The following is a 26592-nucleotide window of genomic DNA, read 5'->3' as shown; positions in this document are numbered from 1 at the left end:
GTGCGGTTCCGTCGCACGGCGGTCACTCGTCCTTGCCGGACTCCTTGGAGACGAGGATCGCGAGCGCCTCGGTGATGGCCTGCTCGGCGGCCGCCTTGTCGATGCCGAGACCGCTGAGCACGCCGGAGCCGTCCTCGTGCTCCAGCAGGGCGAGCAGGATGTGCTCGGTGCCGACGTAGTTGTGTCCCATCCGCAGGGCCTCGCGGAAGGTCAGCTCCAGCGCCTTGCGCGCGTCGGCGTTGTACGGGATCAGCTCGGGGATCTCGCTGTCGGCGGCCGGCGGGAGCACGGCGGTGGCCGCCTGCCGGACGGCGTCCAGGACCACGCCCTGCGCCTTGATGAACGCCGCCGCCAGCGCTTCGGGCTCGCTGAGCAGGCCGAGGACGAGGTGCTCGGTACCGATCTCGGGGTTGCCGGCCGCCCGTGCCTCGTTCTGGGCGGCCATCACCACGTTCTTGGCGCGCGGGGTGAAGCGGCCGAAGCCCTGGCTCGGGTCGAGGTCGGTGCCCTCTCCGGGGGTCTTGGCGACGAACCGCTTCTGGGCGGCCTGGCGGGTCACGCCCATGCTCTTGCCGATGTCGGTCCAGGAGGCGCCGGAGCGGCGCGCCTGGTCGACGAAGTGGCCGATGAGGTGGTCGGCGACGTCGCCGAGGTGGTCGGCGGCGATGACGGCGTCCTGGAGCTGTTCGAGGGCGTCGGAGTGGACCTTCTTGATGGCGTCGATCAGGTCGTCGAGGCGGACGGGCTGCGACGGGACTACGGGATTCGTCATGCGTCAACCGTAAGTTGACAGTGTTTGGGTGTCAACTATCGGTTGACAGTGCAAGGATCGCCCGCCGGACCCCCCCGCGCCCCGAATGACGAAAACGCGCCGCCCGACGGGATTCGTCGGGCGACGCGTTCGGTCAGCCGGGGGCTGCGTGCCGGGAGGTCCGGGGTCAGAGGATCCCGGAGTCGGAGATGGTGATCTTCGCCTTGGTGCGGCCGCTCTGCGAGCCGAGGGACTCGATGTGCTTGACCAGGACCATGCTGTCCTCGTCGGCGACCTCGCCGAAGACGACGTGCTTGCCGTCCAGCCAGGACGTCACGATGGTCGTGATGAAGAACTGCGAACCGTTCGAGTTCGGGCCGGCGTTGGCCATGGAGAGCAGGCCGGGCTTGGTGTGCTTCAGCTGGAAGTTCTCGTCGGCGAACTTTTCACCGTAGATGCTCTTGCCGCCCGTGCCGTCACCGCGGGTGAAGTCGCCGCCCTGGAGCATGAACTCCGGGATGACCCGGTGGAAGGAGGAGCCCTTGTAGCCGTAGCCGTTCTGGCCGGTGGCCAGCTGGCGGAAGTTCTCGGCGGTCTTGGGAACGATGTCGTCGAACAGATTGAACACGATCCGCCCGGCGGGCTCGTCGTTGATGGTGATGTCGAAGAAAACCTGGCTCGTCATGGATCCCATCCTGACATCTCCCCGGAGCGACCCGGAAACCCGGCCCGTCAGACGCCGGTGCTTCCGTCGATCCGCTCGCGCAGCAGATCGGCGTGACCGCTGTGCCGGGCGTACTCGCCGATCATGTGGTGGTGGATCCAGCGGAGGTTCACCTCGCCGCCCATGAAGGGCGCCGAGTCCTCCGGCGACCGCCCGGCGCACACCGCGCGGGACACGGCGATCTCCTCCTGCCAGGCCGCCAGGGCCCCGGCGAAGGTGGCGCCCCCGGCGAGCTCGAAGCCCCCGTCGTGGCCGTCGGGACGGGTGGGCCCGCCATGGACAGGCGGGACGTCCTCGCCGTTCAGGACCCGGCGGAACCAGTTCCGCTCGACCTCGGCGAGGTGCTGGACGAGCCCCATCAGCGTCAGCGACGACGGCGGTACGGAGGCGCTGCGCACCTGCTCGTCCGTGAGGCCTTCGCACTTCAGGGCGACGGTGGCCCGGTAGAAGTCGAGCCAGCTCTCCAGGCCGGTGCGCTCGTCGGCGTCGAGGGGCGGCATCGGGCGTTCGGTGTGTTCCATGGTCACCGATGCTGTCAGGGGGCACTGACAACGGCGCGGTTACGGCCTCCGGCGCGGCTTGCCGCGCTTGGCGGTCGCGCCGCGCGAACCCTTGGCGCCCTTGGCGCCCTTGGTCCCGCCGGAACCGCCCGAACTGCCCCGGGAGCCCTTGCCCGCCCCCGTACCGGAAGCGCGCTTCGGCTTGTCCTTCTCCTTCGGCCGGTCGGCGGGCGGAGCCCCGGCGCGGCCGCGCGAGCTGTTCACGGTCCGGCCGCGGACGATGCCGATGAAGTCCTCCACCCGGTCGGTGGTCTTCTCCTGCGGCCACGACAGCGCGATGCGCGACTCGGGCGCGTCCGTCAGCGGCCGGTACGTCAGGTCCTTGCGGTGGTGCAGCCGGGCCAGCGACTGCGGGACGACCAGGACGCCGATGCCGGCCGCCACCAGCTCGACGGCGTCCGCCGTGGTCACCGGCCGCTCGACCGCCGGGCGGCCCGGCAGCCGCTCCCAGGCCAGGGAGTCGTCCAACGGGTGCAGCACGATCTCGTCGGCCAGCTCCGCGACGGACACCTCGTCGGCCGCCGCGATCAGATGGTCCTTCGGGACCACGACGACGGTCGTCTCCGTGTACAGGGGGATCGCGCTGAGATCCGTGCCGTCGACCGGCAGCCGCAGGAACCCCGCGTCGGCCTCGCCTGCGCGCAGCAGGCCCTGGGCCTCGGCAGCGGGCACCTGGACGAGGGTCAGGGGGATGCCGGGCAGGCGCTCGTTCCAGATCCGGACCCATTTGGTGGGGGTCACTCCGGGGACGTACGCCAGCCGGAACGAAGGGGTTGCTTCCGGGCCTGTCACCCCGCCAGGTTACCGGCCGTGGTCGAGGGCGCCGCACGCGCTGGATACCCTTGACCCCATGAAGTCCCACCAGACCGCCCAGACGATGAAGCCCGCGACCGCGGCGAAGAAGCTGGGTGTGTACCTCGACGCCACCCCCGCCGAATTCCAGGAGGGTGTCGTCTCGCGCGCCGAGCTGGCGGCCCTCCAGGCCGATCCGCCCCAGTGGCTGCTCGACCTGCGGAGCAACGGCCCGCACCCACGCCCGGTCGTCGCGGCCAAGCTGGGCGTCTCCATCTCGGGCCTGGCCCGCGGTGGGGTCACCGAGCCCCTGACCACCGAGCAGATCGACGCCCTGAAGCAGGACAACCCCGAGTGGCTGCAGAAGGAGCGCGCCACCCAGGCGGACGTCCGCAAGGAGAACGTCCGCATCAAGGAGCGCAACGCCGAGCGCGAGGCGAAGGCGCGGGACGAGCGCGCCTGACGCCCGCAGACCCGTCTGAGGGGCCCGTTCCGCGACCGCGGAACGGGCCCCTCGGCCTCAGTAGCTGTAGAGGCCGGCCCCGTTGCCGCCGCTCAGGCACCACGAGGAACCGGCGGGCGGCGCGGGCAGGCGCGTGGAGTACGTGGTGACCGAAGTGCGCGGCGCGTGCGCCCACCACCAAGCTGCCGACGCGCCCGCTCGAATCCGTAAGACCGGTGCCGCCGATCTGGCGGAAGCGCTGGGGACCGGCCTCGCGGATCTCCCCGGCCGCCATTACGCCTGCTGGGAGACGCCCGTGGAGTACGGCGTCATCCGGAACGGCTTCGAGCCGGCCTGACACGCGTCGTACGCGCGCACCACGCGGCCGGGGCCGGCACCGACGGGCCCCGGCCGGCGAGCGAAACACCCTTCAGCGGCCGGCCAGCAGGGTCAGGGTGTCGATCACCCGGTTGGAGAAGCCCCACTCGTTGTCGTACCAGGCGGACACCTTGATGTGGCGTCCGTCGACCCGGGTGAGCTCCGAGTCGAAGATGGACGACGCCGGGTTGCCGGTGATGTCGGCCGACACGAGCGGGTCCTCGGAGTATTCGAGTACGCCCGCCAGCGGGCCCTCGGCCGCCGCCCGGTACGCCTCCAGCACCTGATCGCGCGTCACGTCCCGGGCCACCGTGGTGTTCAGCTCGACGATCGAGCCCACCGGGACCGGCACCCGGATCGAGTCGCCCGAGAGCTTGCCCTCCAGGCGGGGGAGCACCAGGCCGATCGCCTTGGCGGCGCCGGTCGTGGTCGGCACGATGTTCACGCCGGCGGCGCGGGCGCGGCGGGCGTCGCGGTGCGGGCCGTCCTGGAGGTTCTGCTCCTGCGTGTAGGCGTGCACGGTCGTCATGAAGCCGTGCTCGATGCCCGCGAGGTCGTCGAGCACCGAGGCCAGCGGCGCGAGCGCGTTGGTGGTGCACGAGGCGTTCGAGACGATCGTGTGCAGCTCGGGGTCGTACGCGTCGCTGTTCACCCCGTACGCGAGCGTCACGTCCGCGCCGTCCGACGGCGCGGCGACCAGCACCCGCTTCGCACCGGCGTCGAGGTGGGCGCGGGCGGCCTTCGCCGAGGTGAAGCGGCCGGTCGCCTCCACGGCGATGTCGACGCCCAGCTCCGCCCAGGGAAGCCGTGCCGGCTCCCGCTCGGCGAGCACCTTGATACGGCGGCCGTCGACGACGAGGGTGTCCCCGTCCACGGTGACCGGGCGGCCCAGCCGGCCCGCGGTGGTGTCGAACGCCAGCAGCCGGGCGAGGGTGGCCGGCTCCGAGAGGTCGTTGACGGCGACCAGGTCGAGGTCGCTGTCGCGTTCGAGCAGCGCGCGCAGCACGTTGCGTCCGATGCGGCCGAATCCGTTGATGGCGATGCGAGTCATGTGAGATGTCCCTTCTCTCTTCGCCCTCCACGATCGCGCCCGCCGCGGGCCCGGGACAGCGGCGTGATCGCCACGGTCCGCAAGGATCCCGCCAGCCGGCCGAGGACCGGACGCGCCCTATTCGCCCCTGGTGAAGGTGCGCCGGTACTCGCTCGGCGTGGTGCCCAGGATGCGCTGGAAGTGCAGCCGCAGATTCGCGCCCGTCCCGAGCCCCACATCGGCGGCGATCTGCTCCACGGCCCGCTCGGAGCGTTCGAGGAGCTCGCGAGCCAGGTCGATCCGGGCCCGCATCACCCACTGCATCGGCGTGTACCCGGTGTCCTCGACGAACCGCCGCGAGAACGTGCGCGGCGAGACCGCCGCGTGCCGGGCGAGCGCGTCCAGGGTCAGCGGTTCGCCGAGCCGGTGCAGCGCCCACTCGCGGGTGGCCGCGAACCGCTCGCCCAGCGGCTCCGGCACACTGCGCGGCACGTACTGCGCCTGGCCGCCGCTGCGGTACGGGGCCGCGACGAGCCGCCGCGCCGCGTAGTTGGACGCGGCGACACCGAGGTCGCCGCGCAGGACGTGCAGGCACAGGTCGATCCCGGAGGCGGCGCCGGCCGAGGTGAGGACGCTGCCCTCGTCGACGAACAGCACGTTCTCGTCCACCCGGATCAGCGGGTACTTCGCCGCGAGGGCCCGCGTGTAGTGCCAGTGCGTGGTGGCGCGGCGGCCGTCCAGCAGCCCGGTCGCGGCGAGCGCGAACGCCCCGGTGGAGATGGCGGCGAGCCGCGCCCCCCGCCCGTGCGCGGCGACCAGCGCCTCGATCACCGCCCGCGGCGGGTCGTCCCGGTCCGGCTGCCGGTACCCGGGCACGAAGACGATGTCCGCCCAGCCGAGCGCTTCGAGCCCGTGCGTGACGAGGTACGCCAGCCCGTCACCGCCGGTCACCGGCCCCGGGGCCGCGCCGCACACCCGTACCTCGTACGGCATGCTCGCCCGGGTCGTGAACACCTGGGCCGGGATCCCGACGTCGAGCGGCTTCGCACCGTCGAGCACGAGGACGGCGACGCGGTGCAGACGGGGGCTGGGGGAGGGGGCCGGCATGGGCGTGAGCGTACGTGCCCGGGGCGCGCCGGGCCGCGAGCCTCAGTCGAGGCAGAACTCGTTGCCCTCGACGTCCTGCATGTTGAGGCAGGACTCGTTCTCGCCGTCGGCCGGCAGCAGCTTCCCGCGCACCGCGCCGAGCGGGAGGAGCCGCGCGCACTCGGACTCGATCACGGCAAGGCGCTCCTCGCCGACGAGGCCGGTGGCCACCCGTACATCGAGGTGCAGCCGGTTCTTGGCGACCTTGCCCTCGGGGACCCGCTGGAAGTACATACGCGGACCGGCGCCGGTGGGGTCGGAGGCCGCGAACCACGTGTTCCGGCTCTCCGGCGGCAGCGAGGCGTTGTACGCGTCCCAGGAGTCGAACCCCTCCGGCGCCCCCGGCGCGACATATCCCAGCACCTCGCACCAGAAACGTCCCACGCGCTCGGGGTCCGCGCAGTCGAAGGTCACCTGAAGGTGCTTGATCGTTGCCATGTGATCACCCTAGAGGCCGGATCGGGTGCCACTCCAGGGGAATTCTTTGCATAAAAGTGCATCACTGCGTATAGTCATGCCATCGACTAGGAGGCTTTCGATGGCGGTACGCGCAGCAGTGGCAGGAGCGAGCGGATACGCGGGCGGGGAACTGCTCCGTCTGCTGCTCGCCCACCCCGAGGTGGAGATCGGCGCACTCACCGCCAACTCCAACGCGGGCCAGCCCCTCGGCGCCCTGCAACCGCACCTGCGCCCGCTCGCCGGCCGCATCCTCCAGCCCACCACCGCGGACGTACTCGCCGGGCACGACGTCGTCTTCCTCGCCCTGCCGCACGGCCAGTCCGCCGCCGTGGCCGAACAGCTCGGCGACGAGGTTCTGGTGGTCGACATGGGCGCCGACTTCCGCCTCCGGGACGCCGCCGACTGGGAGAAATTCTACGGCTCGCCGCACGCCGGCACCTGGCCCTACGGGCTGCCCGAGCTGCCCGGCGGGCGCGCCGCCCTCGAGGGCAGCAAGCGGATCGCGGTGCCGGGGTGCTACCCGACCGCCGTGTCGCTCGCGCTGTTCCCGGCGTACGCGGCGCAGCTCGCCGAGCCGGAGGCCGTGATCGTCGCCGCGTCCGGGACCTCCGGCGCGGGCAAGGCGGCCAAGCCCCACCTGCTCGGCTCCGAGGTGATGGGCAACATGACCCCGTACGGCGTCGGCGGCGTCCACCGCCATACGCCCGAGATGATCCAGAACCTCAGCGCCGCCGCCGGCGAGCCGGTCACCGTGTCGTTCACGCCGACCCTCGCGCCCATGCCCCGCGGCATCCTCGCCACGTGCAGCGCGAAGGCGAAGCCGGGGACGACCGCCGAGGGCGTACGCGCCGCCTACGAGAAGGCGTACGCGGACGAGCCGTTCGTCGACCTGCTGCCCGAGGGGCAGTGGCCCGCCACCGCCGCCGTGTACGGCTCCAACGCCGTGCAGATCCAGGTCGCGTACGACGAGGCGGCCGGGCGGATCATCGTGATCAGCGCCATCGACAACCTCGCCAAGGGCACCGCGGGCGGGGCCCTGCAGTCCATGAACATCGCCCTCGGACTGCCCGAGGACACAGGTCTTTCCACGATCGGAGTCGCACCGTGAGCGTCACGGCAGCACAGGGGTTCTCGGCGGCGGGCATCGCCGCCGGAATCAAGGAGAACGGCAACCCGGACCTGGCCGTCGTGGTCAACCAGGGGCCGCGATGCGCCGCCGCGGGCGTCTTCACCTCCAACCGCGTCAAGGCCGCCCCCGTCCTCTGGTCGGAGCAGGTCGTCAAGGGCGGCGAGGTCACCGCCGTCGTCCTCAACTCCGGCGGCGCCAACGCCTGTACGGGCCCGCAGGGCTTCCAGGACGCCCACGCCACCGCCGAGAAGGTGGCCGCCTCCCTGAACAGCGCCGGGTACGACGAGACGGGCGGGCACGGTGCCGGCACCATCGCCGTCGCCTCCACCGGGCTCATCGGCATCCCGCTTCCCATGGACAAGCTCCTCCGAGGCGTCGACAAGGCGGTCGCCCAGCTCACCCCGCACGGCGGCGAGAAGGCCGCCATCGCCATCAAGACCACCGACACCGTGCACAAGACCGCCGTCGCCGGCGGCGAGGGCTGGACCGTCGGCGGCATGGCCAAGGGCGCCGGCATGCTCGCCCCGGGCCTGGCCACCATGCTCGTCGTGCTCACCACCGACGCCGACGTGGACGCCGCCGGGCTTGACGCCGCGCTGCGCGACGCGACCCGCACCACCTTCGACCGGGTCGACTCGGACGGGTGCATGTCCACCAACGACACCGTGCTGCTGCTGGCCTCCGGCGCCAGCGGGACCGTCCCGGAGCAGAGGGAGTTCGCCGAGGCCGTCCGGACCGTCTGCGACGACCTGGCCCGCCAGCTCATCGGGGACGCCGAGGGCGCCTCCAAGGACATCCGGATCGAGGTCGTCAACGCCGCGACCGAGGACGACGCCGTCGAGGTGGGCCGTTCCATCGCCCGTAACAACCTCCTCAAGTGCGCCGTCCACGGCGAGGACCCCAACTGGGGCCGGGTGCTCTCCGCCATCGGCACCACGAAGGCCGTCTTCGAGCCGGACGCGCTGAACGTAGCCATCAACGACGTCTGGGTCTGCCGGGGCGGCTCGGTCGGCGAGGACCGCGACCTCGTCGACATGCGCTTCCGCGAGGTCAAGATCACCGCCGACCTCGCCGCGGGCACCGAGTCCGCCGTCATCTGGGCCAACGACCTCACCGCGGACTACGTCCACGAGAACAGCGCGTACAGCTCATGACGACGGCGCGGAAGCACACCGCACTCCCGAAGGCGCAGATCCTCATCGAGGCGCTGCCCTGGCTGACCCGGCACAACGGCAAGACCGTCGTCATCAAGTTCGGCGGAAACGCCATGATCGACGAGGAACTGAAGGCCGCCTTCGCCCAGGACGTCGTCTTCCTGCGGCACGCCGGCCTCAAGCCCGTCGTCGTGCACGGCGGCGGCCCCCAGATCAGCGCACAGCTCGACAAGCACGGCCTGGTCAGCGAGTTCAAGGCCGGCCTGCGCGTCACCACGCCCGAGGCGATGGACGTCGTACGCATGGTGCTCGCCGGCCAGGTCCAGCGCGAGCTGGTCGGCCTGCTCAACCAGCACGGGCCGCTCGCCGTCGGCATGACCGGCGAGGACGCCCACACCATCACCGCCGTACAGCACCGGCCCACCATCGACGGCGAGCTCGTCGACATCGGCCGGGTCGGCGAGATCACCGCCATCGACACCGGCGCCATCCAGGCCCTGCTCGACGACGGCCGCATCCCGGTCATCTCCTCCATCGCCCGGTCCGCCGACGACAACCACGTCTACAACGTCAACGCGGACACCGCCGCCGCCGCACTCGCCGCCGCGCTGAACGCCGAGACGCTGATGGTCCTCACCGACGTGGAGGGGCTGTACGAGGACTGGCCCAACAGCGACGACGTGATCAGCCGGCTCACCGCCACCGAGCTGGAGAAGCTGCTGCCCGAGCTGTCCAGCGGCATGGTGCCCAAGATGCAGGGCTGCCTGCACGCCGTACGCAACGGGGTCGAGACCGCCCGCGTCATCGACGGCCGGGTGCAGCACTCGATCCTGCTGGAGATCTTCACCGACGAGGGAATCGGCACGATGGTCGTGCCCGACGCGCAGGGGGAATCATGAGCAACGCCGAGCTTTCGCAGCGGTGGCAGCACGCGCTGATGGACAACTACGGCACCCCGAAGCTGTCCCTCGTGCGTGGCGAGGGCGCCCGCGTGTGGGACGCGGACGGCACCGAGTACCTCGACTTCGTCGGCGGCATCGCGGTCAACGCCCTGGGCCACGCCCACCCCGCCGTCGTCGAGGCGGTCACCGCCCAGATCTCCGCCCTCGGGCACGTCTCCAACCTGTTCATCGCCGAGCCGCCCGTCGCGCTCGCCGAACGGCTCCTCTCGCTCTTCGGCCGCACCGGCAAGGTCTTCTTCTGCAACTCGGGCGCCGAGGCCAACGAAGCCGCCTTCAAGATCGGCCGGCTCACCGGACGCACCCACATGGTCGCCACCGACGGCGGCTTCCACGGCCGGACCATGGGCGCCCTCGCCCTCACCGGCCAGCCCAAGAAGCGCGAGGCCTTCACCCCGCTGCCCGGCGACGTCACGCACGTCCCGTACGGCGACGTGGAGGCGCTCCGGGCCGCCGTCACCACCGACACCGCGCTCGTGATCATCGAGCCGGTCCAGGGAGAGAACGGCGTCGTCGTCCCGCCCAGGGGCTATCTGGAGGCCGCCCGGGAGATCACCCGGGCCACCGGCACCCTGCTCGTGCTCGACGAGGTCCAGACCGGCATCGGCCGGTGCGGTACGTGGTTCGAGCACCAGGCCCACCAGGGCGTGGAGCCGGACGTCGTCACCCTCGCCAAGGGGCTCGGCGGCGGGCTCCCGATCGGCGCCGCGGTCGCCTTCGGTGCGGCGGCGGACCTCCTCGCACCCGGCCATCACGGCACGACGTTCGGCGGCAACCCGGTCGCCTGCGCCGCCGGCCTCGCGGTGCTGGACACCCTCGCCGCCGACGGCGCCCTCGACCAGGTCAAGCGACTCGGCGAGCGCGTCCGGGAAGGCGTGGAGGCGCTGGGCCACCCGCTGGTCTCCCATGTCAGGGGCTCCGGGCTGCTGCTGGGTATCGTGCTCACCGAGCCCCTCGCGCCCCAGGCGCAGCAGGCGGCTCAGGGGGCCGGCCTCCTGGTGAACGCGCCCGCGCCCGATGTCCTGCGGCTGATGCCGCCGCTGACCATCGGTGACGCGGAGGTGGACGCGTTCCTCCGGGCGCTGCCTGGCGCCCTCGACGCGGCATACGGGGACGGACGATCCGGAGAGAAGCGCTCCGGAGAATGAGGCGACGACGATGACCGAGGCGCAGGAATCCGAGTTCGGCGGGCCGTCGGTGCCGCAGACCCGCACGGCGCGCCACCGCCGGATCGTGGACATCCTCAACCGGCAGCCGGTGCGCTCGCAGAGCCAGCTGGCCAAGCTCCTCAGCGATGACGGGCTGAGCGTCACCCAGGCGACGCTCTCCCGGGACCTGGACGAGCTGGGCGCGGTGAAGATCCGCAACACCGGCGGCGAGCTGATCTACGCGGTGCCGAGCGAGGGCGGATTCCGCACCCCGCAGGCACCGCTGGGCGGCTCCGCCAAGGAGGAGCGGATGCGCCGGCTCTCCGCCGAACTGCTCATCTCGGCGGAGGCGTCGGCCAACCTGGTGGTGCTGCGTACGCCGCCGGGCGCCGCGCAGTTCCTGGCCTCGGCCATCGACCAGGCCGAACTGCACGACATCCTGGGCACCATCGCGGGCGACGACACGCTCATGCTGATCAGCCGCGACCCGGCCGGCGGGCAGGCGCTCGCCGACCATCTGCTGCGGCTCGCGCAGAACGAGCGCTGACGGCGGGCGCCGACGTCAGTAGTGGGTGACCGCGGTCGCGCCGGCGACGGTGCCGATCGCGATGTGCGGGCTGCGGGCCGGATCGGCCCAGGCCAGGATGCGGTCCATCGCGTCCGCCGGTACGGAGACGCAACCGGCGGTCGCGCCCTTCCCGTTGACGTGCAGGAAGATCCCGGCGCCCCGGCCGCGTACCGGCTTGTCGTAGTTGAAGCCGATGACGAGCGCGCGGGCGTACCGCGTGGGGTACGCGGTGATCTGCTCGGACTCCGACGCCCGGCAGTCCGGGGGCAGCGGCTCGGCCCAGCGGTTGTAGGCGCGCGCCTCGTTGTCCTCGCACCACCAGGACCCGGCGGTGGCCCGCCGGTACGGGAAGCGGGTGCCGGCGGGCGCGGCCGCGACCCCGAAGGCGTACGGCAGGTCGTAGACGCCGGTCGGTGTCGTGTACGTGCCCTGCGTGCGGGTGGCGCCCTCGGTGAGCCCCTTTGAGCCGAACCGTGCGACGGCGGTCCCGGCGGGGGTCCACCTTCCGTTGCGCAGGTCCCACCAGGTGAGGGTGCCGACGGTGGAAGAGGTGGAGTCCGCCGTGGCGGTGATGAGCTGGGTGCCGCCGCCCGTGTCCGCGAGCCGCGTCGGCAGCGGGGCGGTGACCAGCGGCGGCCGGCCGGCCCCGGCGACGGTGCCGAGGGCCAGCAGGACGGCGGCGGTCGTCACGAGTCCTCGCATGCCACGGACTGTAGGCCGCCCGACGCCCCGTCATACGGAAGCGCGGTCGGCGGGTGCGCCGTTCAGGGCGCGGGCGGCATCGCCGGCAGGGGCAGGGGGAGTCCCGGCAGTCCGTCGATGCTGGTGGCGATGTGCTCCTTCTTCTCGAAGTAGGCGCTCAGCGAGGCGTCGTCCTCCCGCGCGAAGCGCTGCCCGTGCAGTGTGCGGTCCTGGTCGTACGTCATGAAGGGGACGCCGTAGCCGCAGGTGTCCCGGATCAGCTCGGCCGTGACCACGATGACCGCCCGCAGCCCGTGCGCGGAGGCGTCGACCCCGGCGAACCGGCCGAGGAGTTCCGGGAAGCGGGGGTCGTCGCGGAAGACGGGCTCGCCCCGGCCGTGCACCCGCACGATGTTCGGCGGGCCCTGGAAGGCGCACCACATGAGGGTGATCCGTCCGTTCTCGCGCAGATGGGCCACCGTCTCGGCGTTGCTCCCGGCGAAGTCCAGGTACGCCACGTGCCGCTCGTCCAGCACGGCGAAGGAGCCGCTGACGCCCTTGGGGGAGAGGTTGACCGTGCCCTCCCCGTCCAGCGGCGCGGTCGCCGTGAAGAACACGGGCTGTTCCTCGATGAAGGTCCGCAGCCGGCCGTCGATGCGTTCGTATGTTTTCCCCATGGGGCGAGTATCGACGGCGGTCCCCGGAGTGCCGAGGGAATTTCGCCCCTCGGGACGGCTGCGAGCGAGCGACCGACACCCGCTTTGACAAGTCATGCAGAGCTCTGCATAGTTATGCCTAACAGTGGCACTTCCGAGGAGCACGCAGTGAGTAACGGCAACGGCAACGGCGACGTACGTCTCTGGGGCGCCCGCTTCGCCGACGGACCGGCCGAGGCGCTGGCCCGGCTGTCCGCGTCCGTCCACTTCGACTGGCGGCTCGCGCCGTACGACATCGCCGGCTCCCGTGCCCACGCCCGCGTCCTCAACAAGGCGGGCCTGCTCACCGAGGACGAGCTGAACCGGATGACCGCCGGGCTCGACCAGCTCGAAGCGGACGTGGCCGACGGCTCCTTCACCGGCACCATCGCCGACGAGGACGTCCACACCGCCCTGGAGCGCGGCCTGCTGGAACGGCTCGGCCCCGACCTCGGCGGCAAGCTCCGCGCCGGCCGGTCCCGCAACGACCAGATCGCCACGCTCTTCCGGATGTACCTGCGCGACCACGCCCGCGTCATCGGCGGCCTGGTCGCCGACCTCCAGGACGCCCTGGTCGGCCTCGCCGAGGCCCACCCGGACGTCGCCATGCCCGGCCGTACGCACCTCCAGCACGCCCAGCCGGTGCTCTTCGCCCACCACGTCCTGGCCCACGTGCAGTCGCTGTCCCGGGACGCGGAGCGGCTGCGGCAGTGGGACGAGCGGACCGCCGTCTCGCCGTACGGCTCCGGCGCGCTGGCCGGGTCCTCGCTGGGCCTGGACCCGGAGGCGGTCGCGGCCGACCTCGGCTTCGAGCGCGGTTCGGTGGGCAACTCCATCGACGGCACGGCCTCGCGGGACTTCGTCGCCGAGTTCGCGTTCGTCACCGCGATGATCGGCGTCAACCTCTCCCGGATCGCCGAGGAGATCATCATCTGGAACACGAAGGAGTTCTCCTTCGTCACCCTGCACGACGCCTTCTCCACCGGCTCCTCGATCATGCCGCAGAAGAAGAACCCGGACATCGCCGAACTCGCCCGGGGCAAGTCGGGCCGGCTCATCGGCAACCTCACCGGCCTGATGGCCACGCTCAAGGCCCTGCCGCTCGCGTACAACCGCGACCTCCAGGAGGACAAGGAGCCGGTCTTCGACTCCTGCGACCAGCTGGAGGTCCTGCTCCCCGCCTTCACCGGCATGATGGCGACGCTCACCGTCAACCGGGAGCGCATGGAGGAGCTCGCCCCGGCCGGCTTCTCGCTCGCCACCGACATCGCGGAGTGGCTGGTCAGGAAGGGCGTGCCGTTCCGCGTCGCCCACGAGGTCGCCGGCGAGTGCGTCAAGGAGTGCGAGCACCACGGCATCGAGCTCGACGAGCTGACGGACGAGCAGTTCGCGAAGATCTCCGAGCACCTCACCCCGGAGGTCCGCACCGTCCTCGACGTGGCCGGCGCCCTCGCCTCCCGCAGCGGGCGCGGCGGCACCGCCCCCTCGGCCGTCGCCACCCAACTGGCCGAGGTCAAGGCGGACCTCGCCGTGCAGCACGCCTGGGCGGACGCGCACAAGTAGTCGCGGACGCATCGCGGGCTACGTTGGAGGGTAGGCGCGTCCTGCCCGACGACGAGGAGCCCGCGATGCCGTTCGCCCGACTTTCCGAAGCGACCACCCCCACCGCCCACATCGGGCTCGGCCTGGCCGCCGTCGGCAGGCCCGGCTACATCAACCTCCACCGCGACCGCGACCTGCCGGCCGACCGCTCGCCCGACGCCCTGCGCGACCGTACGCACGAACTCCTCGACGCCGCCTACGCGCAGGGCGTCCGCTACTTCGACGCCGCCCGCTCCTACGGGCGCGCCGAGGAGTTCCTGGCCGGCTGGCTGACGGCGCACCCCGAGGCGGACGACGTCGTCGTCGGCAGCAAATGGGGGTACACCTACACCGCCGACTGGAGCCCCGACGCCGAGGCGCACGAGGTGAAGGACCACAGCCTCGCCGCGTTCGAACGCCAGCGCGCCGAATCCGCCGCCCTGCTCGGGGACCGGCTCGACCTGTACCAGATCCACTCGGTGACCCCGGACAGTCCGGCGCTCACCGACAAGGAACTCCACGCCCGCCTCGCCGAACTGGCCGCCCAGGGCGTCAGCGTCGGCCTCTCCACCAGCGGCCCCGCCCAGGCCGAGGCGATCCTCGCCGCCCTCGCCGTCACGACCGACGGCGCCCCCCTCTTCCGTACGGTCCAGGCCACCTACAACGCGCTGGAGACCTCGGCGGGGCCCGCGCTCGCCGAGGCGCACGCGGCCGGGCTCACCGTCATCGTCAAGGAGGGCATGGCCAACGGCCGGCTCGCGGGGGACCAGGCGCCCGCCGTGGTCCGGGAGATCGCCGGCGAGGAGGGGCTCGGCAGCGACGCGGTCGCGCTGGCCCTGGTGCTCCATCAGCCGTGGGCCGGGGTCGTGCTCTCCGGCGCGGCCACCGTCGCCCAGCTCTCCGGCAACCTCCATGCGGCCGTCCCCGTCCTCGACGAGGAGCGGCGGGCCCGGCTGGACGCCCTGGTCGAGGAGCCGGAGGCGTACTGGCGCCACCGCGCTTCACTGCCCTGGAGCTGAGCCACAGGGACGCCACTCACCCGAATGAGACATCGGTGTCTCATTCGGGTTAGTGTCGTCTCATGACTCTTGACCGTGAGCAGGTGCTGCGCAGTGCCGCCGCCCTGCTGACCCGTAAATCCACCGCCACCATGGACGAGGTCGCCAGGGCGGCCGGCATCGGGCGCGCCACCCTGCACCGGCACTTCGCCGGCCGGGACGCGCTGGTGAGGGCGCTGGAGGAGCTGGGCATCCAGGAGTTCGAGGCGGCGCTCGACTCCGCCGCGATGGACGAGGGCACCAGCGAGGAGGCGCTGCGCCGGTTCGTCGTCGCCGTCGAGCCGGGCGCCGGACTGCTCTCGTTCCTCGTGACCGAGAACCAGCTCTTCGAGGGCGACGACCAGAACGCCGGCTGGGACCGGCTGGACGCCCGCGTCGCCGCCTTCTTCCGGCGCGGCCAGGAACGCGGCGAATTCCGCATCGACCTGACCCCGGCGTGGCTGACCGAGGCGCTGTACGGACTCATCGGCAGCGGGGCGTGGGCCGTTCAGGCGGGCCGGGTGGCCGCGCGGGACTTCCCGTACATGATCGTCGAGTTGCTGCTCGGCGGCGCACGCCGGAGCGTGGAGCAATGAGCAGTGTCGAAGAGCAGCCGGAGCCCGCCGTCGAGCCGTACCGCCCCGGGCGGTGGATCGCGCTGGCCGTCCTCGTCCTCGCCGTGCTGCTGGTGGCCGTCGACGCGACCGTGCTCGGCCTGGCGACCCCGTTCCTCAGCGAGGACCTGGAGCCGACCGGCACCCAGCTGCTCTGGATCGGTGACGTCTACTCCTTCGTCATCGCCGGGCTCCTCGTCTCCATGGGCAGCCTCGGTGACCGCATCGGCCGCAAGAAGCTGCTGCTGTGCGGCGCCACGGCCTTCGGCGCGGTCTCGGTGCTCAACGCGTACGCGCACACGCCCGAGATGATGATCGTGGCGCGGGCGCTGCTCGGCGTCGCGGGCGCCACCCTGATGCCGTCCACCCTCGCCCTGATCCGCAACCTCTTCCACGACCCCCGCGAGCGCAGCCTCGCCATCGGCATCTGGGGCGCGATGGCCTCGGCCGGTGCGGCCGTCGGGCCCGTCGTCGGCGGCTTCCTGCTCGAACACTTCTGGTGGGGCTCGGTCTTCCTGATCAACCTGCCCGTCATGGCGGTGCTCGTGGCGGTCGGCGTCAAGATGATCCCCGAATCGAAGAACCCGGCACCCGGGCCGTGGGACCTGCCGAGCGTGGGTCTCTCACTGGTCGGCATGATCGGGGTCGTCTACGCCGTCAAGGAGATGGCCGCGCACGGCGCGAGCTGGATCTCCGCCCTGGTGGGCGTCGCCGGCCTGCTGGCGCTGATCTGGTTCGTACGCCGTCAGTTCCGGCTCCCCGCCCCGCTGCTGGACATGCGGCTCTTCCACCACCGGGGCTTCTCCGGCGCGGTCCTCGCCGACCTGCTGACCATCCTCGGCCTGTCCGGGATCGTCTTCTTCCTCTCCCAGTTCCTCCAGCTGGTCCAGGGCCGCGGACCGCTGGAGGCCGGGCTCGCCGAACTGCCCGCCGCCGTGGGAGCGGTCACCGCGGGCCTGCTGGCGGGCACGGTCGCCCGGCGGCTCACCGTACGGGTGGTGGTGGCCGGCGGGCTCGGCGCGATCGGCCTGGCGCTGGCCGCGGTCGCCGCCGTCCACCGGGACACGGCCTACCCGCTGATCGGCGCGCTGCTCCTGATCGTCGGCGTCGGCGCGGGCTTCGCGTTCACCGTGACGTCCGACGTCATCCTCTCCAGCGTCCCCAAGGAACACGCGGGCGCCGCCTCCGCGGTCTCCGAGACGGCGTACGAGCTGGGCGCGGCGCTCGGCATCGCGCTGCTCGGCTCCATCGTGACCGGCGCCTACAAGGACTTCACCGCACCGCCCGGCACTCCGCCCGCCGTCTCGGACGCCGCGCACGAATCGCTCGGCGGCGCCGTGGAGTCCTCGCACCTGCTGCCGCCGCACGAGGCCGCCGAGATGGTCACCGCCGCCCAGGACGCCTTCGTGGGCGGGCTGCACCTCGCCTCGGTCATCGGCGCCGTCGTCCTCGTGGCCACGGCGGCCGCCGCCTGGTTCCTGCTGCGCGGGCAGGAGCTGGAGGAGGGCATCGTCCACGAGTAGCACCGGCCCCGGACACGCGTGAGGGCCCGCCCCGGCCGGGGCGGGCCCTCACGCGTGCGTCAGCGGATCAGGCCGCCTTCGCCTTCGTCGCGTACATGTCGACGTACTCCTGTCCGGACAGCCGCATCACCTCGGTCATCACGGAGTCCGTCACCGCCCGCAGCACATAGCGGTCGCGGTCCATGCCCTCGTACCGGGAGAACTCCATCGGCTCACCGAAGCGCACCGTCACCTTGCCCGGCCGGGGCAGGCCCGAGCCGCCCGGCTGGAGCTTGTCCGTGCCGATCATCGCGAACGGCACCACCGGCGCGCCCGTCATCAGCGTCAGCCGCGCGATGCCCGTACGGCCCCGGTAGAGCCGGCCGTCGGGGGAGCGGGTGCCCTCCGGGTAGATCGCGAAGGCCTTGCCCTCCTCCAGGATCCGCCGGCCCGTCATCAGCGCCGCGACCCCGCCGCGCCCGCCGTCGCGGTCCACCGGGATCATGCCCACGCCCGTGAAGAACCAGGCCATCAGCCTGCCCTTGATTCCCTTGCCCGTGACGTACTCGTCCTTGCCGATGAAGAACACCGGCCGGTCGCAGCAGATCGGCATGATCATCGAGTCGATGAACGTCAGGTGGTTGCCCGCCAGGATCACCGGCCCGGAGCCCGGGATGTTCTCGATGCCCTCCGTCCGGGGACGGAACATCAGGCGCAGGATCGGTCCGAGCACTGCCTTGATGAGTGCGAGACGGGACAACGCTTCCTCCGGTGTTGTGGCCGGGCCGGCCGGGGCGACGGATTGTGAAGGTCCATGCAGGTGAGGACGATACTCGCGGGTACCGGCCGATCGCACATCGGGTTCACGCATCGGATACAGCGTGTTGACATGTGTTCGCGCCATGTTCTTCCAGGTGCCGCCCCCAGGAGCGTGCCCCTGCCTACGCTCGATCCTCGCTCGACAGGTGCCGTACATCACATGCGAGGAGCATTCATGACAGAGCGTGCGCAGGCCGCGCCGGGACGACGGACCGTCATCGGGGCGGGGGCCGCCGTCCTCGGAACCGCCGCCCTGGGCGTCACCACAACGGCGCAGGCGGCCGGCCGGAACGGCGGACACGGCGGCGGCCACCGCCTCGACCTGCCCGTCCCCACGGTCATCGGCCACCGGGGCACCAGCGGCTACCGACCCGAACACACCCTGGGCTCCTACCAGCTCGCCCTCGACATGGGCGCGCACATCATCGAGCAGGACCTCGTCCCCACCCGCGACGGCCACCTCGTCTGCCGCCACGAGAACGACATCACCGCCACCACCGACGTCTCCGCGCACCCCGAGTTCGCGAACCGGAAGACCACGAAGCCCGTCGACGGCGTCTCCCTGACCGGATGGTTCACCGAGGACTTCACCCTCGCCGAGCTGAAGACGCTGCGCGCCAAGGAGCGCATCCCGGCCAATCGGCAGAAGAACACGCTCTACGACGGCCGCTGGGAGGTTCCCACCTTCGAGGAGGTCCTGCGCTGGGCCGACCGCGAGGGCCGCCGCCGCGGAAAGCCCGTCTGGCTGTACGTCGAGACCAAGCACCCCACCTACTTCCGGGGGCTCGGGCTCGGCCTGGAGGAGCCGCTGGCCAAGCTGCTGCGCCGCTACGGGCGGCACCGCGCCCAGTCCCCGCTGATCCTCCAGTCCTTCGAGCCGGGCAGCATCCAGCGCCTGGCGCGGCTCGTCGCCACCCCGCGCATCGTCCTGCTCTCCGGCACCGGCACCCGGCCCTGGGACTTCGAGGTGTCCGGCGACCCGCGCACCACGGACGACCTCGTGAAGCCGGCCGGCCTGAAGTGGATGGCCTCCTTCGCCCAGGGCATCGGCCCCACCCTGGACCTGATCATCCCCAAGGACGCCGCCGGCCGGCTCACCGAACCCACCACCCTGGTGCGCGACGCCCACGCACAGGGCCTCGTCCTCCACCCGTACACGATGCGCAACGAGAACACCTTCCTGCCCGCCGACTTCCGGCGCGGCGGCGACCCCAACGCGTACGGGGACGCCTTCGGCGCGTTCGCCGCGTACTTCGCGACCGGGATCGACGGGATCTTCTCTGACAACCCGGACACCGCCCTGCTCGCGGCGGCGGACTTCGCGGCGAAGAGGTAGGACGGCGGGCCCGACTCCCCGTCAGTACCCGGCTCCCGTCACATCCCAGGGGAGTTGGCTATGTCACAGGGGAGTTTGGGCCCCATCCGTTCCCGTCGCCTTGGATGTCTGCGCAGAATGCTCGCGGCGGAGGTTGTCGCTCCTGGAGCGTGGGAAAGGAGCCGTAGACAACCGGCGGATCAGGTGAGCGGGAGGCATGCGCACATGGGCATGAGCGTGATCATCTCGGCGGCGGACGCGCAGGACGCCGAAGAGATTCTGAAGCTGCAGTACCTCTGTTTCCAGAGCGAGGCGGAGCTGTACGGCAATTACCGCATCGACCCGCTCGTCCAGACCCTCGACTCGGTCCGCGCCGAGATCGCGGAGAACCTGGTGTACGTGGCCCGGCTCGGCGACGAGGTCGTCGGCTCGGTACGCGGCTCGACCGACCAGGAGGGCACGGGCCAGATCGGCCGGCTCTGCGTCCACCCCCGCCTCCGCGGCCACGGCCTCGGCGCCCGGCTGCTGCGGGCGGCGGAGGCGGGCCTCACCGACGAGCGCGCCGCCACCCGCTTCCGGCTGCACACCGGCCACCGCAGCGAGGCCAACCTGAGGCTCTACCAGCGCGCGGGCTACGCCACCGTGGGCAACGCCACCGGCAGCGACGGGGTCATGATGATCCTGCTGGAGAAGGAGGCCCAGGCCCCCGCCGCGTACGTGGCCAGCGCCTAGCCGTACCCGTATGGCGAGCGCCGCGCCCCAGCCGTTACGCGGTACGGGCGCGGCGCAGCCACATCATCCCGGTCACCGGCAGGATCACCGGGATGAACAGGTAGTCCCGGCCGCAGTACGACCACACGGTCGCGTCGGCGAACGCGGACGGCTCCACCAGCGTCCACGTCCCCACGACCAGCACCCCGACGAGCTCCGCGGCGCAGCACACCAGTGCGGTCCGGCGCGCCCGTTCGCCGCCGCGCACCAGCGAGTACGTGATGAAGCCGTAGACGGCCGCGGCGACCGCCGACAGTACATAGGCCAGGGGCGCGCGGCCGAAGTCCAGGATCATCTGGACGATCGAGCGGGACGCCGCCGCCACGGTGAACACGCCGTAGAACCAGACCAGGACGCGCCCGGGACCGGTGCCGAGGTCGAAGGGGCGCTTCTCGCCGCCGGCCGTCGCCTGCGTGGTGTCGGTGTCGGTCACGGTCAGCTTCCCCAGATGTCGTAGAGCCGTACTTCGAGGACGGCCAGGACGACCGCGCCCGCCGCCACCGTCACCGAGCCCCAGCGGGTCCGCTCGCTCAGCGACAGGAACCCCGCCGCCGGCACGGCGAGGAACGCCCCGGCCAGATAGGCGATGAAGATGGTCATGCCCTGCTCGGGCCGCTCGCCGCGGGCCAGCCGCACGATCCCCACGACCAGCTGCGCCAGGGCCAGCAGCGAGACGACGGCCATGCCGATGAAGTGCCAGTCCTTGGTGGGCTGGTCCCGGTAGGCGGCGAATCCGCACCAGGCGGCGAGGGCGAGGGCGGCCGCGGCGACCGCGACCGTCAGGGCGTCGAGCATGAGCCGAGGGTATTACGGCGCGCCGGACCCGCCGCGTGCGCCCCCGGTTCGCCGCGGGAAGCGCGCCAGGGCGGTCGATGGTGGCCTTGACCACAGAGTGCGCCGCTTCCGATCGCCGGGAAAACAACGACACCGGCCACTCCTTGAGTACATAAGAGCAGGTCAGAGCCGTGTGGCTGGAATTCGTCGGCTGATACGAGTCTGCCGTACCGCCTCATCCACCGCTGTCCGCTATTCGGACAATCGGTCCGGCGGGAACCTCACGTCTGTTTTACTTGTGCCCATGACCACGACGAGCAGCCGCATCCTTGCGACCGAGGCGATCACGACGCCCGGTGCTCGTTGTATGGGTCGAATGCGCGCCTTCTGAGGGCCCACGACCGAGCCTCGCGCCCCGAAGCGAGACCCCTTCCCCCCGGCCGTCCGCACCCAGCGGAACGAGCCCGCACGGGCCCCGGCCCGCGGTGACCGCCGCGCCCGGCCGCCCCGGGAAGCTGCTCGGAACGTCCGATCGAAATGTCCGGATCACCCCCGGACGCATGCCCCGTGCCCGGCGGACACCGCGCCGCGCACTCGACAGTGACGGAAACCCCTGTGATCACCACGACGGGCCTCACGAAGGTCTACCGGTCGCGCGACCGGGAGGTCACCGCCCTGGACGGCGTCGACCTGCACGTTCGCGAAGGCGAGGTGTACGGCGTCATCGGCCGCAGCGGCGCCGGCAAGTCCTCCCTGATCCGCTGCGTCAACCTCCTGGAACGCCCCACCTCGGGCACCGTGACCGTGGCCGGCCAGGACCTCACCGCCCTCGCGGGCCGGGGCCGCCGGGCCGGCAAGGAACTCCGCGAGGCGCGCAGCCGCATCGGCATGGTCTTCCAGCACTTCAACCTGCTGGCCTCCCGCACCGTGCGGCGCAACGTCGAACTCCCGCTGGAGATCCTCGGCGTCACCGGCCGCGAGCGCTCCCGCAAGGCCCTCGAACTCCTGGACCTGGTCGGCCTCGCCGACAAGGCCGAGTCCTACCCCGGCCAGCTCTCCGGCGGCCAGAAGCAGCGCGTCGGCATCGCCCGCGCACTCGCCGGCGACCCCAAGGTGCTGCTCTCCGACGAGGCGACCTCCGCCCTGGACCCCGAGACCACCCGCTCCATCCTCCAGCTCCTGCGCGACCTCAACCAGCAGCTGGGGCTCACCGTCCTGCTCATCACGCACGAGATGGACGTCGTCAAGACCATCTGCGACTCCGCCGCGCTGATGCGGGGCGGCCGGGTCGTCGAGTCCGGCACCGTCGGCGAACTGCTCGCCACCCCCGGCTCCGAGCTGGCCCACGAGCTGTTCCCCGTCGGCGGCACCGCCTCCGCGCCGGACCGCACCGTCGTCGACGTCACCTTCCACGGCGAGGCCGCCGCCCGCCCGGTGATCTCCCAGCTCTCCCGTACGTACAACATCGACATCTCGATCCTGGGCGCCGCGATGGACACCGTCGGCGGCAAGCAGATCGGCCGCATGCGCATCGAACTGCCCGGCCGGTTCGAGGAGAACGTCGTCCCGATCGGCTTCCTGCGCGAGCAGGGGCTCCAGGCCGAGCTCGTCGACGGAACAGACGCCGAACCCGTCACCACCCCCGCACCGCTCACCAAGGAGGTGGCGAAGTGACCTGGTCCGAAATGCAGCCGCTGCTGACCCAGGGCACCGTCGACACCCTCTACATGGTGCTGTGGTCCGCCCTCGTCACCGTCCTGGCCGGGCTTCCGCTCGGCGTCCTGCTCGTCCTCACCGACAAGGGCGGCCTGCTGCAGAACACCCCGGTGAACAAGGTCGTCGGTGCGATCGTGAACATCGGCCGCTCACTGCCGTTCATCATCCTGCTGATCGCCCTGATCCCCTTCACCACCTGGGTCGTCGGCACCTTCATCGGCCCCACCGCGATGATCGTGCCGCTCGCCGTCGGCGCCGTCCCCTTCTTCGCCCGGCTCGTCGAGACGGCCGTCCGCGAGGTCGACCACGGGCTCGTCGAGGCCGTCCAGTCCATGGGCGGCTCCATCACGACGATCGTCCGCAAGGTCCTCCTCCCGCAGGCCCTGCCATCCCTCGTCTCCTCCATCACCACCACCGTCATCGTGCTCATCGGCTACTCCGCGATGGCCGGCGCGGTCGGCGGCGAAGGGCTCGGCTCCAAGGCCGTCACCTACGGATTCCAGCGCTTCGACAACCGCTTCATGCTGATCACCGTCGCGCTGCTGATCGTCATCGTGACCCTCGTCCAGCTGATCGGCGACCTCGCCGTCCGCCTGCTGGCCCGCCGCGGCCGCACCTCCTGACTTCTCTCCTCACCAAGCCCGCACTCCTTGTCCGGGCGCTCCACCATCACCACCTGAAAGAGGCACTTTTCGTGCGTACCAGCATCAAGATCACCGCCGCCGCCGCGGCCACCACCGCCCTCGCCCTCGGCCTCACCGCCTGCGGCACGGACTCCGACCCGGCGGCCAAGAGCGGCACCGGCACCGACACATCCAAGGCCCTCGTCGTCGCCGCGTCCCCGACGCCGCACGCCGACATCCTCGGCTTCGTCAAGAAGAACCTCGCCGACAAGGCCGGCCTCAAGCTGGAGGTGAAGGAGTTCACGGACTACGTCCTGCCGAACACCGCCACCGAGACCGGCCAGGTCGACGCCAACTTCTTCCAGCACCAGCCCTACCTGGACGACTTCAACAAGAAGAACGACACCCACCTGGTCTCCGTCGGCACCGTCCACCTCGAACCCCTCGGCCTCTACTCCAAGAAGGTCAAGGGCCTCGACTCCATCAAGGCCGGCCAGACCATCGCCGTCCCCAACGACACCACCAACGAGGGCCGCGCGCTCCAGCTGCTCGCCGAGAACAACCTCATCACCCTCAAGGACGGCGTCGGCACCAGCGCCAAGCTGAGCGACATCACCGACAAGAAGGGCCTGGAGTTCAAGGAGCTGGAGGCCGCCACGGTCCCGCGCGCTCTGAACGACGTGGACGCCGCCGTCATCAACGGCAACTACGCCATCGAGGCCAAGCTCAAGCCCGGCAAGGACGCCCTCGTCCTGGAGAAGGCCGACGGCAACCCGTACGCCAACATCATCGCCGTGAAGAAGGGCAACGAGAAGGACGCCCGCGTCCAGAAGCTCGTGAAGCTCCTCCACTCCGACGAGGTCAAGAAGTTCATCGAGGACACCTACCAGGGCTCGGTCATTCCCGCCTTCGGTGACGCCGCCAAGTCCTGACCCGTACACGGCACTTGCCCCAGGAGCCCCGCACACCCCGCCCGGGAGGTGCGGGGCCCCGCCGTACGGACCCGGCCATGCACGCGGTCCCGGTGATGCTGCATGCTGTGCATTTACACGGTCTTCGGCATGGAGCTGCGCATGACTTCCACCTTCCCGGACATCTCCATCAGCACGGACCGGCTGGTGCTGCGCCCATTCGACATGGCGGACATCCCCGCGTACATCGAGATGATGAACGACGAACTCGTCACCGCCTGGACCGGAGCGCCCCACCCCTACACCCAGGTCGACGCCGAACGCTGGGTGCGCAGGATCGCTCCCGCACACCGCACCAAGGGCGACGGGATCGCCCTGGCCGTCACCGAGTTCCTCACCCAGCGCCTCGTCGGCTCCGTACGGCTGCGCAACACCGACTGGCGCACCCTCTCCACCGAGGCCGCCTACATCACAGCCCCCTGGGCGCGTGGCGAGGGGTACGCCACCGAGTCCGTCCTCGCCGTCGCCCAGTGGCTCTTCCGCGACCAGGGCTTCGAACGCATCGAACTGCGCACCGCCGCCGACAACACCGCCTCCCAGCAGGTCGCGCAGAAGCTCGGCTGCATCAGCGAGGGCGTCCTGCGCAACGCCCGGATAGCGCGCTCGCAGACGCAGGACGGAGGATGGACCGACATCCGCACCGACCTCATCGTCTGGGGCCTGCTCCCCGAAGACCTCGAAGGCGTCGCCGAACAGCTCGCCGACGCCGGCGGCTACGGCACCTACAACGACTGGAACTGACCGGCGCCGGGGCCCCGGCGCCCCATCGGGGGGGACCGGGTAACCTCACCCTGCCCGCCTCCGGGCATCCCCGCCCCGCCTGCGACGACTCCAGGAGAATGACACCAAGATGGCCGACCGGGTCACAGTGATCGGCTGGGACGGCTCACCGCTGACCAGAGCGGCCACCGCAGCGCTCTCGGCCGCCACCCTGGTCGCCGGCGCCGCCCACCACCTCGCGCTGCCCGAAGTGCCCCGGGACGCCGAACGCATCCGCCTCGGCTCCGTCGACCTCGCCGCCCGCCGCATCGCAGGCCACCGCGGCAGCGCCGTCGTCCTCGCCGACGGAGACCCCGGCTTCTTCGGCGTCGTCCGCACCCTGCGCGCCCCCGCGCACGGCCTGGAGGTCGAGGTGGTCCCGGCGGTCTCCTCCGTCGCCACCGCCTTCGCCCGCGCGGGCATGCCGTGGGAGGACGCCCAGACGGTCGTCGCCCACCCCCGTACGCTGCGCCGCGCGGTGAACGTCTGCCGCGCCCACCACAAGGTCGCCGTCCTCACCTCGCCCGGCGCCGGGCCCGCCGAACTCGCGCTGCTCCTCGAAGGCGTCCACCGCACCTTCGTCATCTGCGAGGAACTGGGCACCGACCGCGAACAGGTCACCGTCGTCACCTCCGACACGGCCGCCGACCACGTCTGGCGCGACCCCAACGTCGTCATCGTCATCGGCGGCGGCCCCGAGCGCCAGGAGGACGCCTGGATCGCCGGCCGCCACCCCGCCTACCCCCAGGGCGTACGCGGCTGGGCCCTGCCCGTCGGCGCCTACCCCGACCCGGGCGCCCGCCCGACGGGGGTGAGCGGCGAGGGCGAGGGCCCCGTCCTGCGCGCCGCCCAGCTCGCCCACCTCGGCCCCCGCACCGGCGACCTCGTCTGGGACATCGGCTCCGGCGGCGGCGCCCTGGCCGTGGAGGCGGCCCGCTTCGGCGCCGCCGTCCTCGCCGTGGACAGCGACCCGGCCGCCTGCGCCCGCACCACGGCCGCCGCCCGCGCCTTCGGCGTCCAGCTCCAGGTCGTCGAGGGCCGCGCCCCGCACGTACTGGAACGGCTGCCCGAACCCGACGTCGTACGCATCGGAGGCGGCGGCGTCCCCGTCGCCACCGCCGTCGCCGACCGCAGGCCGGAGCGGATCGTCACCCACGCCTCCACCCGCGACGAGGCCGAGGCACTGGGTGCCGCACTGGCCGGAAACGGCTACACGGTCGCCTGCTCGCTCCTCCAGTCCGTCGAACTCGACACGACCGCCTGGTCGGAGCGCGAACGCACGGTCGTCTTTCTGCTCTCCGCACTGCGTTCGGACCTTGCCCCCTGACCCGTCGGCAACCGGTGCGAGGTAGGCTGGCCGATCGTCGCACCGCTCCAGGACGTTCGTCGCTTCGTTCGTCAATGTCCGGAAAAGGGAACCGTTTTGGTCCCCGCTGTGGTACGGCAACACCCTGGGACGCGCAACGTGGCGCAGTCCACAGCGGGCCGTGGCGA

General features: G+C 71.6%; 30 protein-coding genes. 18 read left to right on the top strand and 12 right to left on the bottom strand.

The annotated features are described in order from the left end of the window. Positions 1–22: 22 nt before the first annotated feature. The 4 genes from OG242_RS04580 to OG242_RS04565 form a co-directional block, all read right to left on the bottom strand. Positions 23–772 (bottom strand): Clp protease N-terminal domain-containing protein, encoded by a 750-nt coding sequence (locus OG242_RS04580; protein WP_405896914.1) that lies wholly within the window; start codon positions 770–772, stop codon positions 23–25. A 166-nt stretch (positions 773–938) separates the two neighbouring features. After that, complete coding sequence (locus OG242_RS04575) at positions 939–1436, bottom strand: peptidylprolyl isomerase (RefSeq protein ID WP_405896913.1); 498 nt, start codon at positions 1434–1436, stop codon at positions 939–941. 47 nt (positions 1437–1483) lie between these two features. After that, positions 1484–1996 carry a DinB family protein gene (locus tag OG242_RS04570; protein WP_405896912.1) on the bottom strand — a complete coding sequence of 171 codons (513 nt, stop codon included), beginning with the start codon at positions 1994–1996 and terminating at the stop codon, positions 1484–1486. Between the two features lie 39 nt (positions 1997–2035). Next, positions 2036–2776 carry a LysR family substrate-binding domain-containing protein gene (locus OG242_RS04565; RefSeq protein WP_405896911.1) on the bottom strand — a complete coding sequence of 247 codons (741 nt, stop codon included), beginning with the start codon at positions 2774–2776 and terminating at the stop codon, positions 2036–2038. A 109-nt stretch (positions 2777–2885) separates the two neighbouring features. On the opposite strand from OG242_RS04565, the gene OG242_RS04560 reads away from it, so the two are divergent. Both OG242_RS04560 and OG242_RS04555 read left to right on the top strand, forming a co-directional pair. After that, complete coding sequence (locus tag OG242_RS04560) at positions 2886–3290, top strand: DUF5997 family protein (RefSeq protein ID WP_405896910.1); 405 nt, start codon at positions 2886–2888, stop codon at positions 3288–3290. Between the two features lie 145 nt (positions 3291–3435). Then, a complete protein-coding gene (locus OG242_RS04555; protein ID WP_405896909.1) occupies positions 3436–3627 on the top strand; it encodes a hypothetical protein in 192 nt (63 codons plus the stop codon). Positions 3628–3699: 72 nt separating this feature from the next. Here OG242_RS04555 and gap read toward each other — a convergent pair whose 3' ends face one another. From gap to OG242_RS04540, 3 genes are all read right to left on the bottom strand, one after another. Next, positions 3700–4698, bottom strand: a complete 999-nt coding sequence (gap, locus tag OG242_RS04550; protein ID WP_093709647.1) for a type I glyceraldehyde-3-phosphate dehydrogenase — start codon at positions 4696–4698, stop codon at positions 3700–3702. Between the two features lie 117 nt (positions 4699–4815). After that, a complete protein-coding gene (locus OG242_RS04545) occupies positions 4816–5784 on the bottom strand; it encodes a GlxA family transcriptional regulator (RefSeq protein ID WP_405896908.1) in 969 nt (322 codons plus the stop codon). Positions 5785–5826: 42 nt separating this feature from the next. After that, a complete protein-coding gene (locus OG242_RS04540) occupies positions 5827–6261 on the bottom strand; it encodes a VOC family protein (protein WP_405896907.1) in 435 nt (144 codons plus the stop codon). A 100-nt stretch (positions 6262–6361) separates the two neighbouring features. Here OG242_RS04540 and argC point away from each other — a divergent pair, with 100 nt between their 5' ends. Genes argC through OG242_RS04515 form a run of 5 tightly spaced genes read left to right on the top strand, consistent with a single transcriptional unit; the run spans position 6362 to position 11219 of the window. Next, entirely contained in the window at positions 6362–7390 is a 1029-nt protein-coding gene (gene argC / locus OG242_RS04535; RefSeq protein WP_405896906.1) for an N-acetyl-gamma-glutamyl-phosphate reductase, read from the top strand. Continuing rightward, the gene (gene argJ, locus OG242_RS04530) at positions 7387–8565 is read left to right on the top strand and encodes a bifunctional glutamate N-acetyltransferase/amino-acid acetyltransferase ArgJ (protein WP_405896905.1); all 1179 of its coding nucleotides are present in this window, start codon (positions 7387–7389) and stop codon (positions 8563–8565) included. The genes argC and argJ overlap by 4 nt, the downstream gene beginning before the upstream one ends. Further along, positions 8562–9464, top strand: a complete 903-nt coding sequence (gene argB, locus OG242_RS04525) for an acetylglutamate kinase (RefSeq protein WP_405896904.1) — start codon at positions 8562–8564, stop codon at positions 9462–9464. Before argJ ends, argB begins: the two co-directional genes overlap by 4 nt. After that, complete coding sequence (locus tag OG242_RS04520; protein ID WP_405896903.1) at positions 9461–10672, top strand: acetylornithine transaminase; 1212 nt, start codon at positions 9461–9463, stop codon at positions 10670–10672. The genes argB and OG242_RS04520 overlap by 4 nt, the downstream gene beginning before the upstream one ends. A gap of 10 nt (positions 10673–10682) precedes the next feature. Beyond that, positions 10683–11219, top strand: coding sequence for an arginine repressor (locus OG242_RS04515; protein ID WP_018103822.1), 537 nt, complete (start codon positions 10683–10685; stop codon positions 11217–11219). 15 nt (positions 11220–11234) lie between these two features. On the opposite strand, the gene OG242_RS04510 is transcribed toward OG242_RS04515, so the two are convergent. Together OG242_RS04510 and OG242_RS04505 are read right to left on the bottom strand one after the other, a co-directional pair. After that, positions 11235–11942, bottom strand: coding sequence for a L,D-transpeptidase (locus tag OG242_RS04510; protein WP_405896902.1), 708 nt, complete (start codon positions 11940–11942; stop codon positions 11235–11237). A gap of 62 nt (positions 11943–12004) precedes the next feature. Further along, complete coding sequence (locus tag OG242_RS04505) at positions 12005–12598, bottom strand: pyridoxamine 5'-phosphate oxidase family protein (RefSeq protein WP_405896901.1); 594 nt, start codon at positions 12596–12598, stop codon at positions 12005–12007. Between the two features lie 147 nt (positions 12599–12745). Here OG242_RS04505 and argH point away from each other — a divergent pair, with 147 nt between their 5' ends. From argH to OG242_RS04485, 4 genes are all read left to right on the top strand, one after another. Continuing rightward, positions 12746–14179: an argininosuccinate lyase gene (gene argH / locus OG242_RS04500; RefSeq protein WP_405896900.1), complete on the top strand. Its 1434-nt coding sequence runs from the start codon at positions 12746–12748 to the stop codon at positions 14177–14179. A 65-nt stretch (positions 14180–14244) separates the two neighbouring features. Further along, positions 14245–15216: an aldo/keto reductase gene (locus tag OG242_RS04495; protein ID WP_405896899.1), complete on the top strand. Its 972-nt coding sequence runs from the start codon at positions 14245–14247 to the stop codon at positions 15214–15216. 62 nt (positions 15217–15278) lie between these two features. Further along, positions 15279–15830: a TetR/AcrR family transcriptional regulator gene (locus OG242_RS04490; protein ID WP_405896898.1), complete on the top strand. Its 552-nt coding sequence runs from the start codon at positions 15279–15281 to the stop codon at positions 15828–15830. Then, on the top strand, positions 15827–17371 hold the full coding sequence (locus OG242_RS04485; protein ID WP_405896897.1) for an MFS transporter: 1545 nt from the start codon (positions 15827–15829) through the stop codon (positions 17369–17371). Before OG242_RS04490 ends, OG242_RS04485 begins: the two co-directional genes overlap by 4 nt. A 67-nt stretch (positions 17372–17438) precedes the next feature. Here the strand turns inward: OG242_RS04485 and OG242_RS04480 are convergent, their stop codons facing one another. Continuing rightward, positions 17439–18110, bottom strand: coding sequence for a lysophospholipid acyltransferase family protein (locus OG242_RS04480; RefSeq protein ID WP_405896896.1), 672 nt, complete (start codon positions 18108–18110; stop codon positions 17439–17441). Between the two features lie 234 nt (positions 18111–18344). On the opposite strand from OG242_RS04480, the gene OG242_RS04475 reads away from it, so the two are divergent. Both OG242_RS04475 and OG242_RS04470 read left to right on the top strand, forming a co-directional pair. Beyond that, on the top strand, positions 18345–19505 hold the full coding sequence (locus tag OG242_RS04475; RefSeq protein WP_405896895.1) for a glycerophosphodiester phosphodiesterase: 1161 nt from the start codon (positions 18345–18347) through the stop codon (positions 19503–19505). 204 nt (positions 19506–19709) lie between these two features. Beyond that, the gene (locus tag OG242_RS04470; RefSeq protein ID WP_405896894.1) at positions 19710–20216 is read left to right on the top strand and encodes a GNAT family N-acetyltransferase; all 507 of its coding nucleotides are present in this window, start codon (positions 19710–19712) and stop codon (positions 20214–20216) included. 34 nt (positions 20217–20250) lie between these two features. Here the strand turns inward: OG242_RS04470 and OG242_RS04465 are convergent, their stop codons facing one another. Both OG242_RS04465 and OG242_RS04460 read right to left on the bottom strand, forming a co-directional pair. Next, positions 20251–20688 (bottom strand): hypothetical protein, encoded by a 438-nt coding sequence (locus tag OG242_RS04465; RefSeq protein WP_405896893.1) that lies wholly within the window; start codon positions 20686–20688, stop codon positions 20251–20253. Between the two features lie 2 nt (positions 20689–20690). Next, the gene (locus OG242_RS04460; RefSeq protein ID WP_405896892.1) at positions 20691–21050 is read right to left on the bottom strand and encodes a hypothetical protein; all 360 of its coding nucleotides are present in this window, start codon (positions 21048–21050) and stop codon (positions 20691–20693) included. A gap of 594 nt (positions 21051–21644) precedes the next feature. Here OG242_RS04460 and OG242_RS04455 point away from each other — a divergent pair. The 5 genes from OG242_RS04455 (at position 21645) to cbiE (ending at position 26425) form a co-directional block, all read left to right on the top strand. Then, entirely contained in the window at positions 21645–22703 is a 1059-nt protein-coding gene (locus OG242_RS04455) for a methionine ABC transporter ATP-binding protein (protein ID WP_405896891.1), read from the top strand. After that, positions 22700–23368, top strand: a complete 669-nt coding sequence (locus OG242_RS04450) for a methionine ABC transporter permease (RefSeq protein WP_405896890.1) — start codon at positions 22700–22702, stop codon at positions 23366–23368. The genes OG242_RS04455 and OG242_RS04450 overlap by 4 nt, the downstream gene beginning before the upstream one ends. A gap of 71 nt (positions 23369–23439) precedes the next feature. Further along, the gene (locus tag OG242_RS04445; RefSeq protein WP_405896889.1) at positions 23440–24300 is read left to right on the top strand and encodes a MetQ/NlpA family ABC transporter substrate-binding protein; all 861 of its coding nucleotides are present in this window, start codon (positions 23440–23442) and stop codon (positions 24298–24300) included. Between the two features lie 102 nt (positions 24301–24402). Further along, positions 24403–25080 (top strand): GNAT family N-acetyltransferase, encoded by a 678-nt coding sequence (locus tag OG242_RS04440; RefSeq protein WP_405896888.1) that lies wholly within the window; start codon positions 24403–24405, stop codon positions 25078–25080. Between the two features lie 109 nt (positions 25081–25189). Next, positions 25190–26425: a precorrin-6y C5,15-methyltransferase (decarboxylating) subunit CbiE gene (cbiE, locus tag OG242_RS04435; protein WP_405896887.1), complete on the top strand. Its 1236-nt coding sequence runs from the start codon at positions 25190–25192 to the stop codon at positions 26423–26425. The last annotated feature ends 167 nt before the right edge of the window (positions 26426–26592 follow it).

The organism is Streptomyces sp. NBC_00727 (assembly GCF_045161745.1).
Classification (GTDB): Bacteria; Actinomycetota; Actinomycetes; order Streptomycetales; family Streptomycetaceae; genus Streptomyces.
This window is presented reverse-complemented; position numbering and strand designations above follow the sequence as displayed.

Excerpts from the sequence above, each read along its gene's own strand:
- OG242_RS04520 (WP_405896903.1), top strand. The coding sequence starts at position 9,461 with ATGAGCAACGCCGAGCTTTCGCAGCGGTGGCAGCACGCGCTGATGGAC.
- OG242_RS04495 (WP_405896899.1), top strand. The coding sequence starts at position 14,245 with ATGCCGTTCGCCCGACTTTCCGAAGCGACCACCCCCACCGCCCACATC.
- OG242_RS04515 (WP_018103822.1), top strand. The coding sequence starts at position 10,683 with ATGACCGAGGCGCAGGAATCCGAGTTCGGCGGGCCGTCGGTGCCGCAG.
- OG242_RS04540 (WP_405896907.1), bottom strand. The coding sequence starts at position 6,261 with ATGGCAACGATCAAGCACCTTCAGGTGACCTTCGACTGCGCGGACCCC.
- OG242_RS04475 (WP_405896895.1), top strand. The coding sequence starts at position 18,345 with ATGACAGAGCGTGCGCAGGCCGCGCCGGGACGACGGACCGTCATCGGG.
- gap (WP_093709647.1), bottom strand. The coding sequence starts at position 4,698 with ATGACTCGCATCGCCATCAACGGATTCGGCCGCATCGGACGCAACGTG.
- OG242_RS04490 (WP_405896898.1), top strand. The coding sequence starts at position 15,279 with ATGACTCTTGACCGTGAGCAGGTGCTGCGCAGTGCCGCCGCCCTGCTG.
- OG242_RS04575 (WP_405896913.1), bottom strand. The coding sequence starts at position 1,436 with ATGACGAGCCAGGTTTTCTTCGACATCACCATCAACGACGAGCCCGCC.
- argC (WP_405896906.1), top strand. The coding sequence starts at position 6,362 with ATGGCGGTACGCGCAGCAGTGGCAGGAGCGAGCGGATACGCGGGCGGG.
- OG242_RS04510 (WP_405896902.1), bottom strand. The coding sequence starts at position 11,942 with ATGCGAGGACTCGTGACGACCGCCGCCGTCCTGCTGGCCCTCGGCACC.
- cbiE (WP_405896887.1), top strand. The coding sequence starts at position 25,190 with ATGGCCGACCGGGTCACAGTGATCGGCTGGGACGGCTCACCGCTGACC.
- OG242_RS04470 (WP_405896894.1), top strand. The coding sequence starts at position 19,710 with ATGGGCATGAGCGTGATCATCTCGGCGGCGGACGCGCAGGACGCCGAA.
- argB (WP_405896904.1), top strand. The coding sequence starts at position 8,562 with ATGACGACGGCGCGGAAGCACACCGCACTCCCGAAGGCGCAGATCCTC.
- OG242_RS04505 (WP_405896901.1), bottom strand. The coding sequence starts at position 12,598 with ATGGGGAAAACATACGAACGCATCGACGGCCGGCTGCGGACCTTCATC.
- OG242_RS04460 (WP_405896892.1), bottom strand. The coding sequence starts at position 21,050 with ATGCTCGACGCCCTGACGGTCGCGGTCGCCGCGGCCGCCCTCGCCCTC.
- OG242_RS04560 (WP_405896910.1), top strand. The coding sequence starts at position 2,886 with ATGAAGTCCCACCAGACCGCCCAGACGATGAAGCCCGCGACCGCGGCG.
- OG242_RS04580 (WP_405896914.1), bottom strand. The coding sequence starts at position 772 with ATGACGAATCCCGTAGTCCCGTCGCAGCCCGTCCGCCTCGACGACCTG.
- OG242_RS04570 (WP_405896912.1), bottom strand. The coding sequence starts at position 1,996 with ATGGAACACACCGAACGCCCGATGCCGCCCCTCGACGCCGACGAGCGC.
- OG242_RS04440 (WP_405896888.1), top strand. The coding sequence starts at position 24,403 with ATGCTGTGCATTTACACGGTCTTCGGCATGGAGCTGCGCATGACTTCC.
- OG242_RS04485 (WP_405896897.1), top strand. The coding sequence starts at position 15,827 with ATGAGCAGTGTCGAAGAGCAGCCGGAGCCCGCCGTCGAGCCGTACCGC.
- OG242_RS04545 (WP_405896908.1), bottom strand. The coding sequence starts at position 5,784 with ATGCCGGCCCCCTCCCCCAGCCCCCGTCTGCACCGCGTCGCCGTCCTC.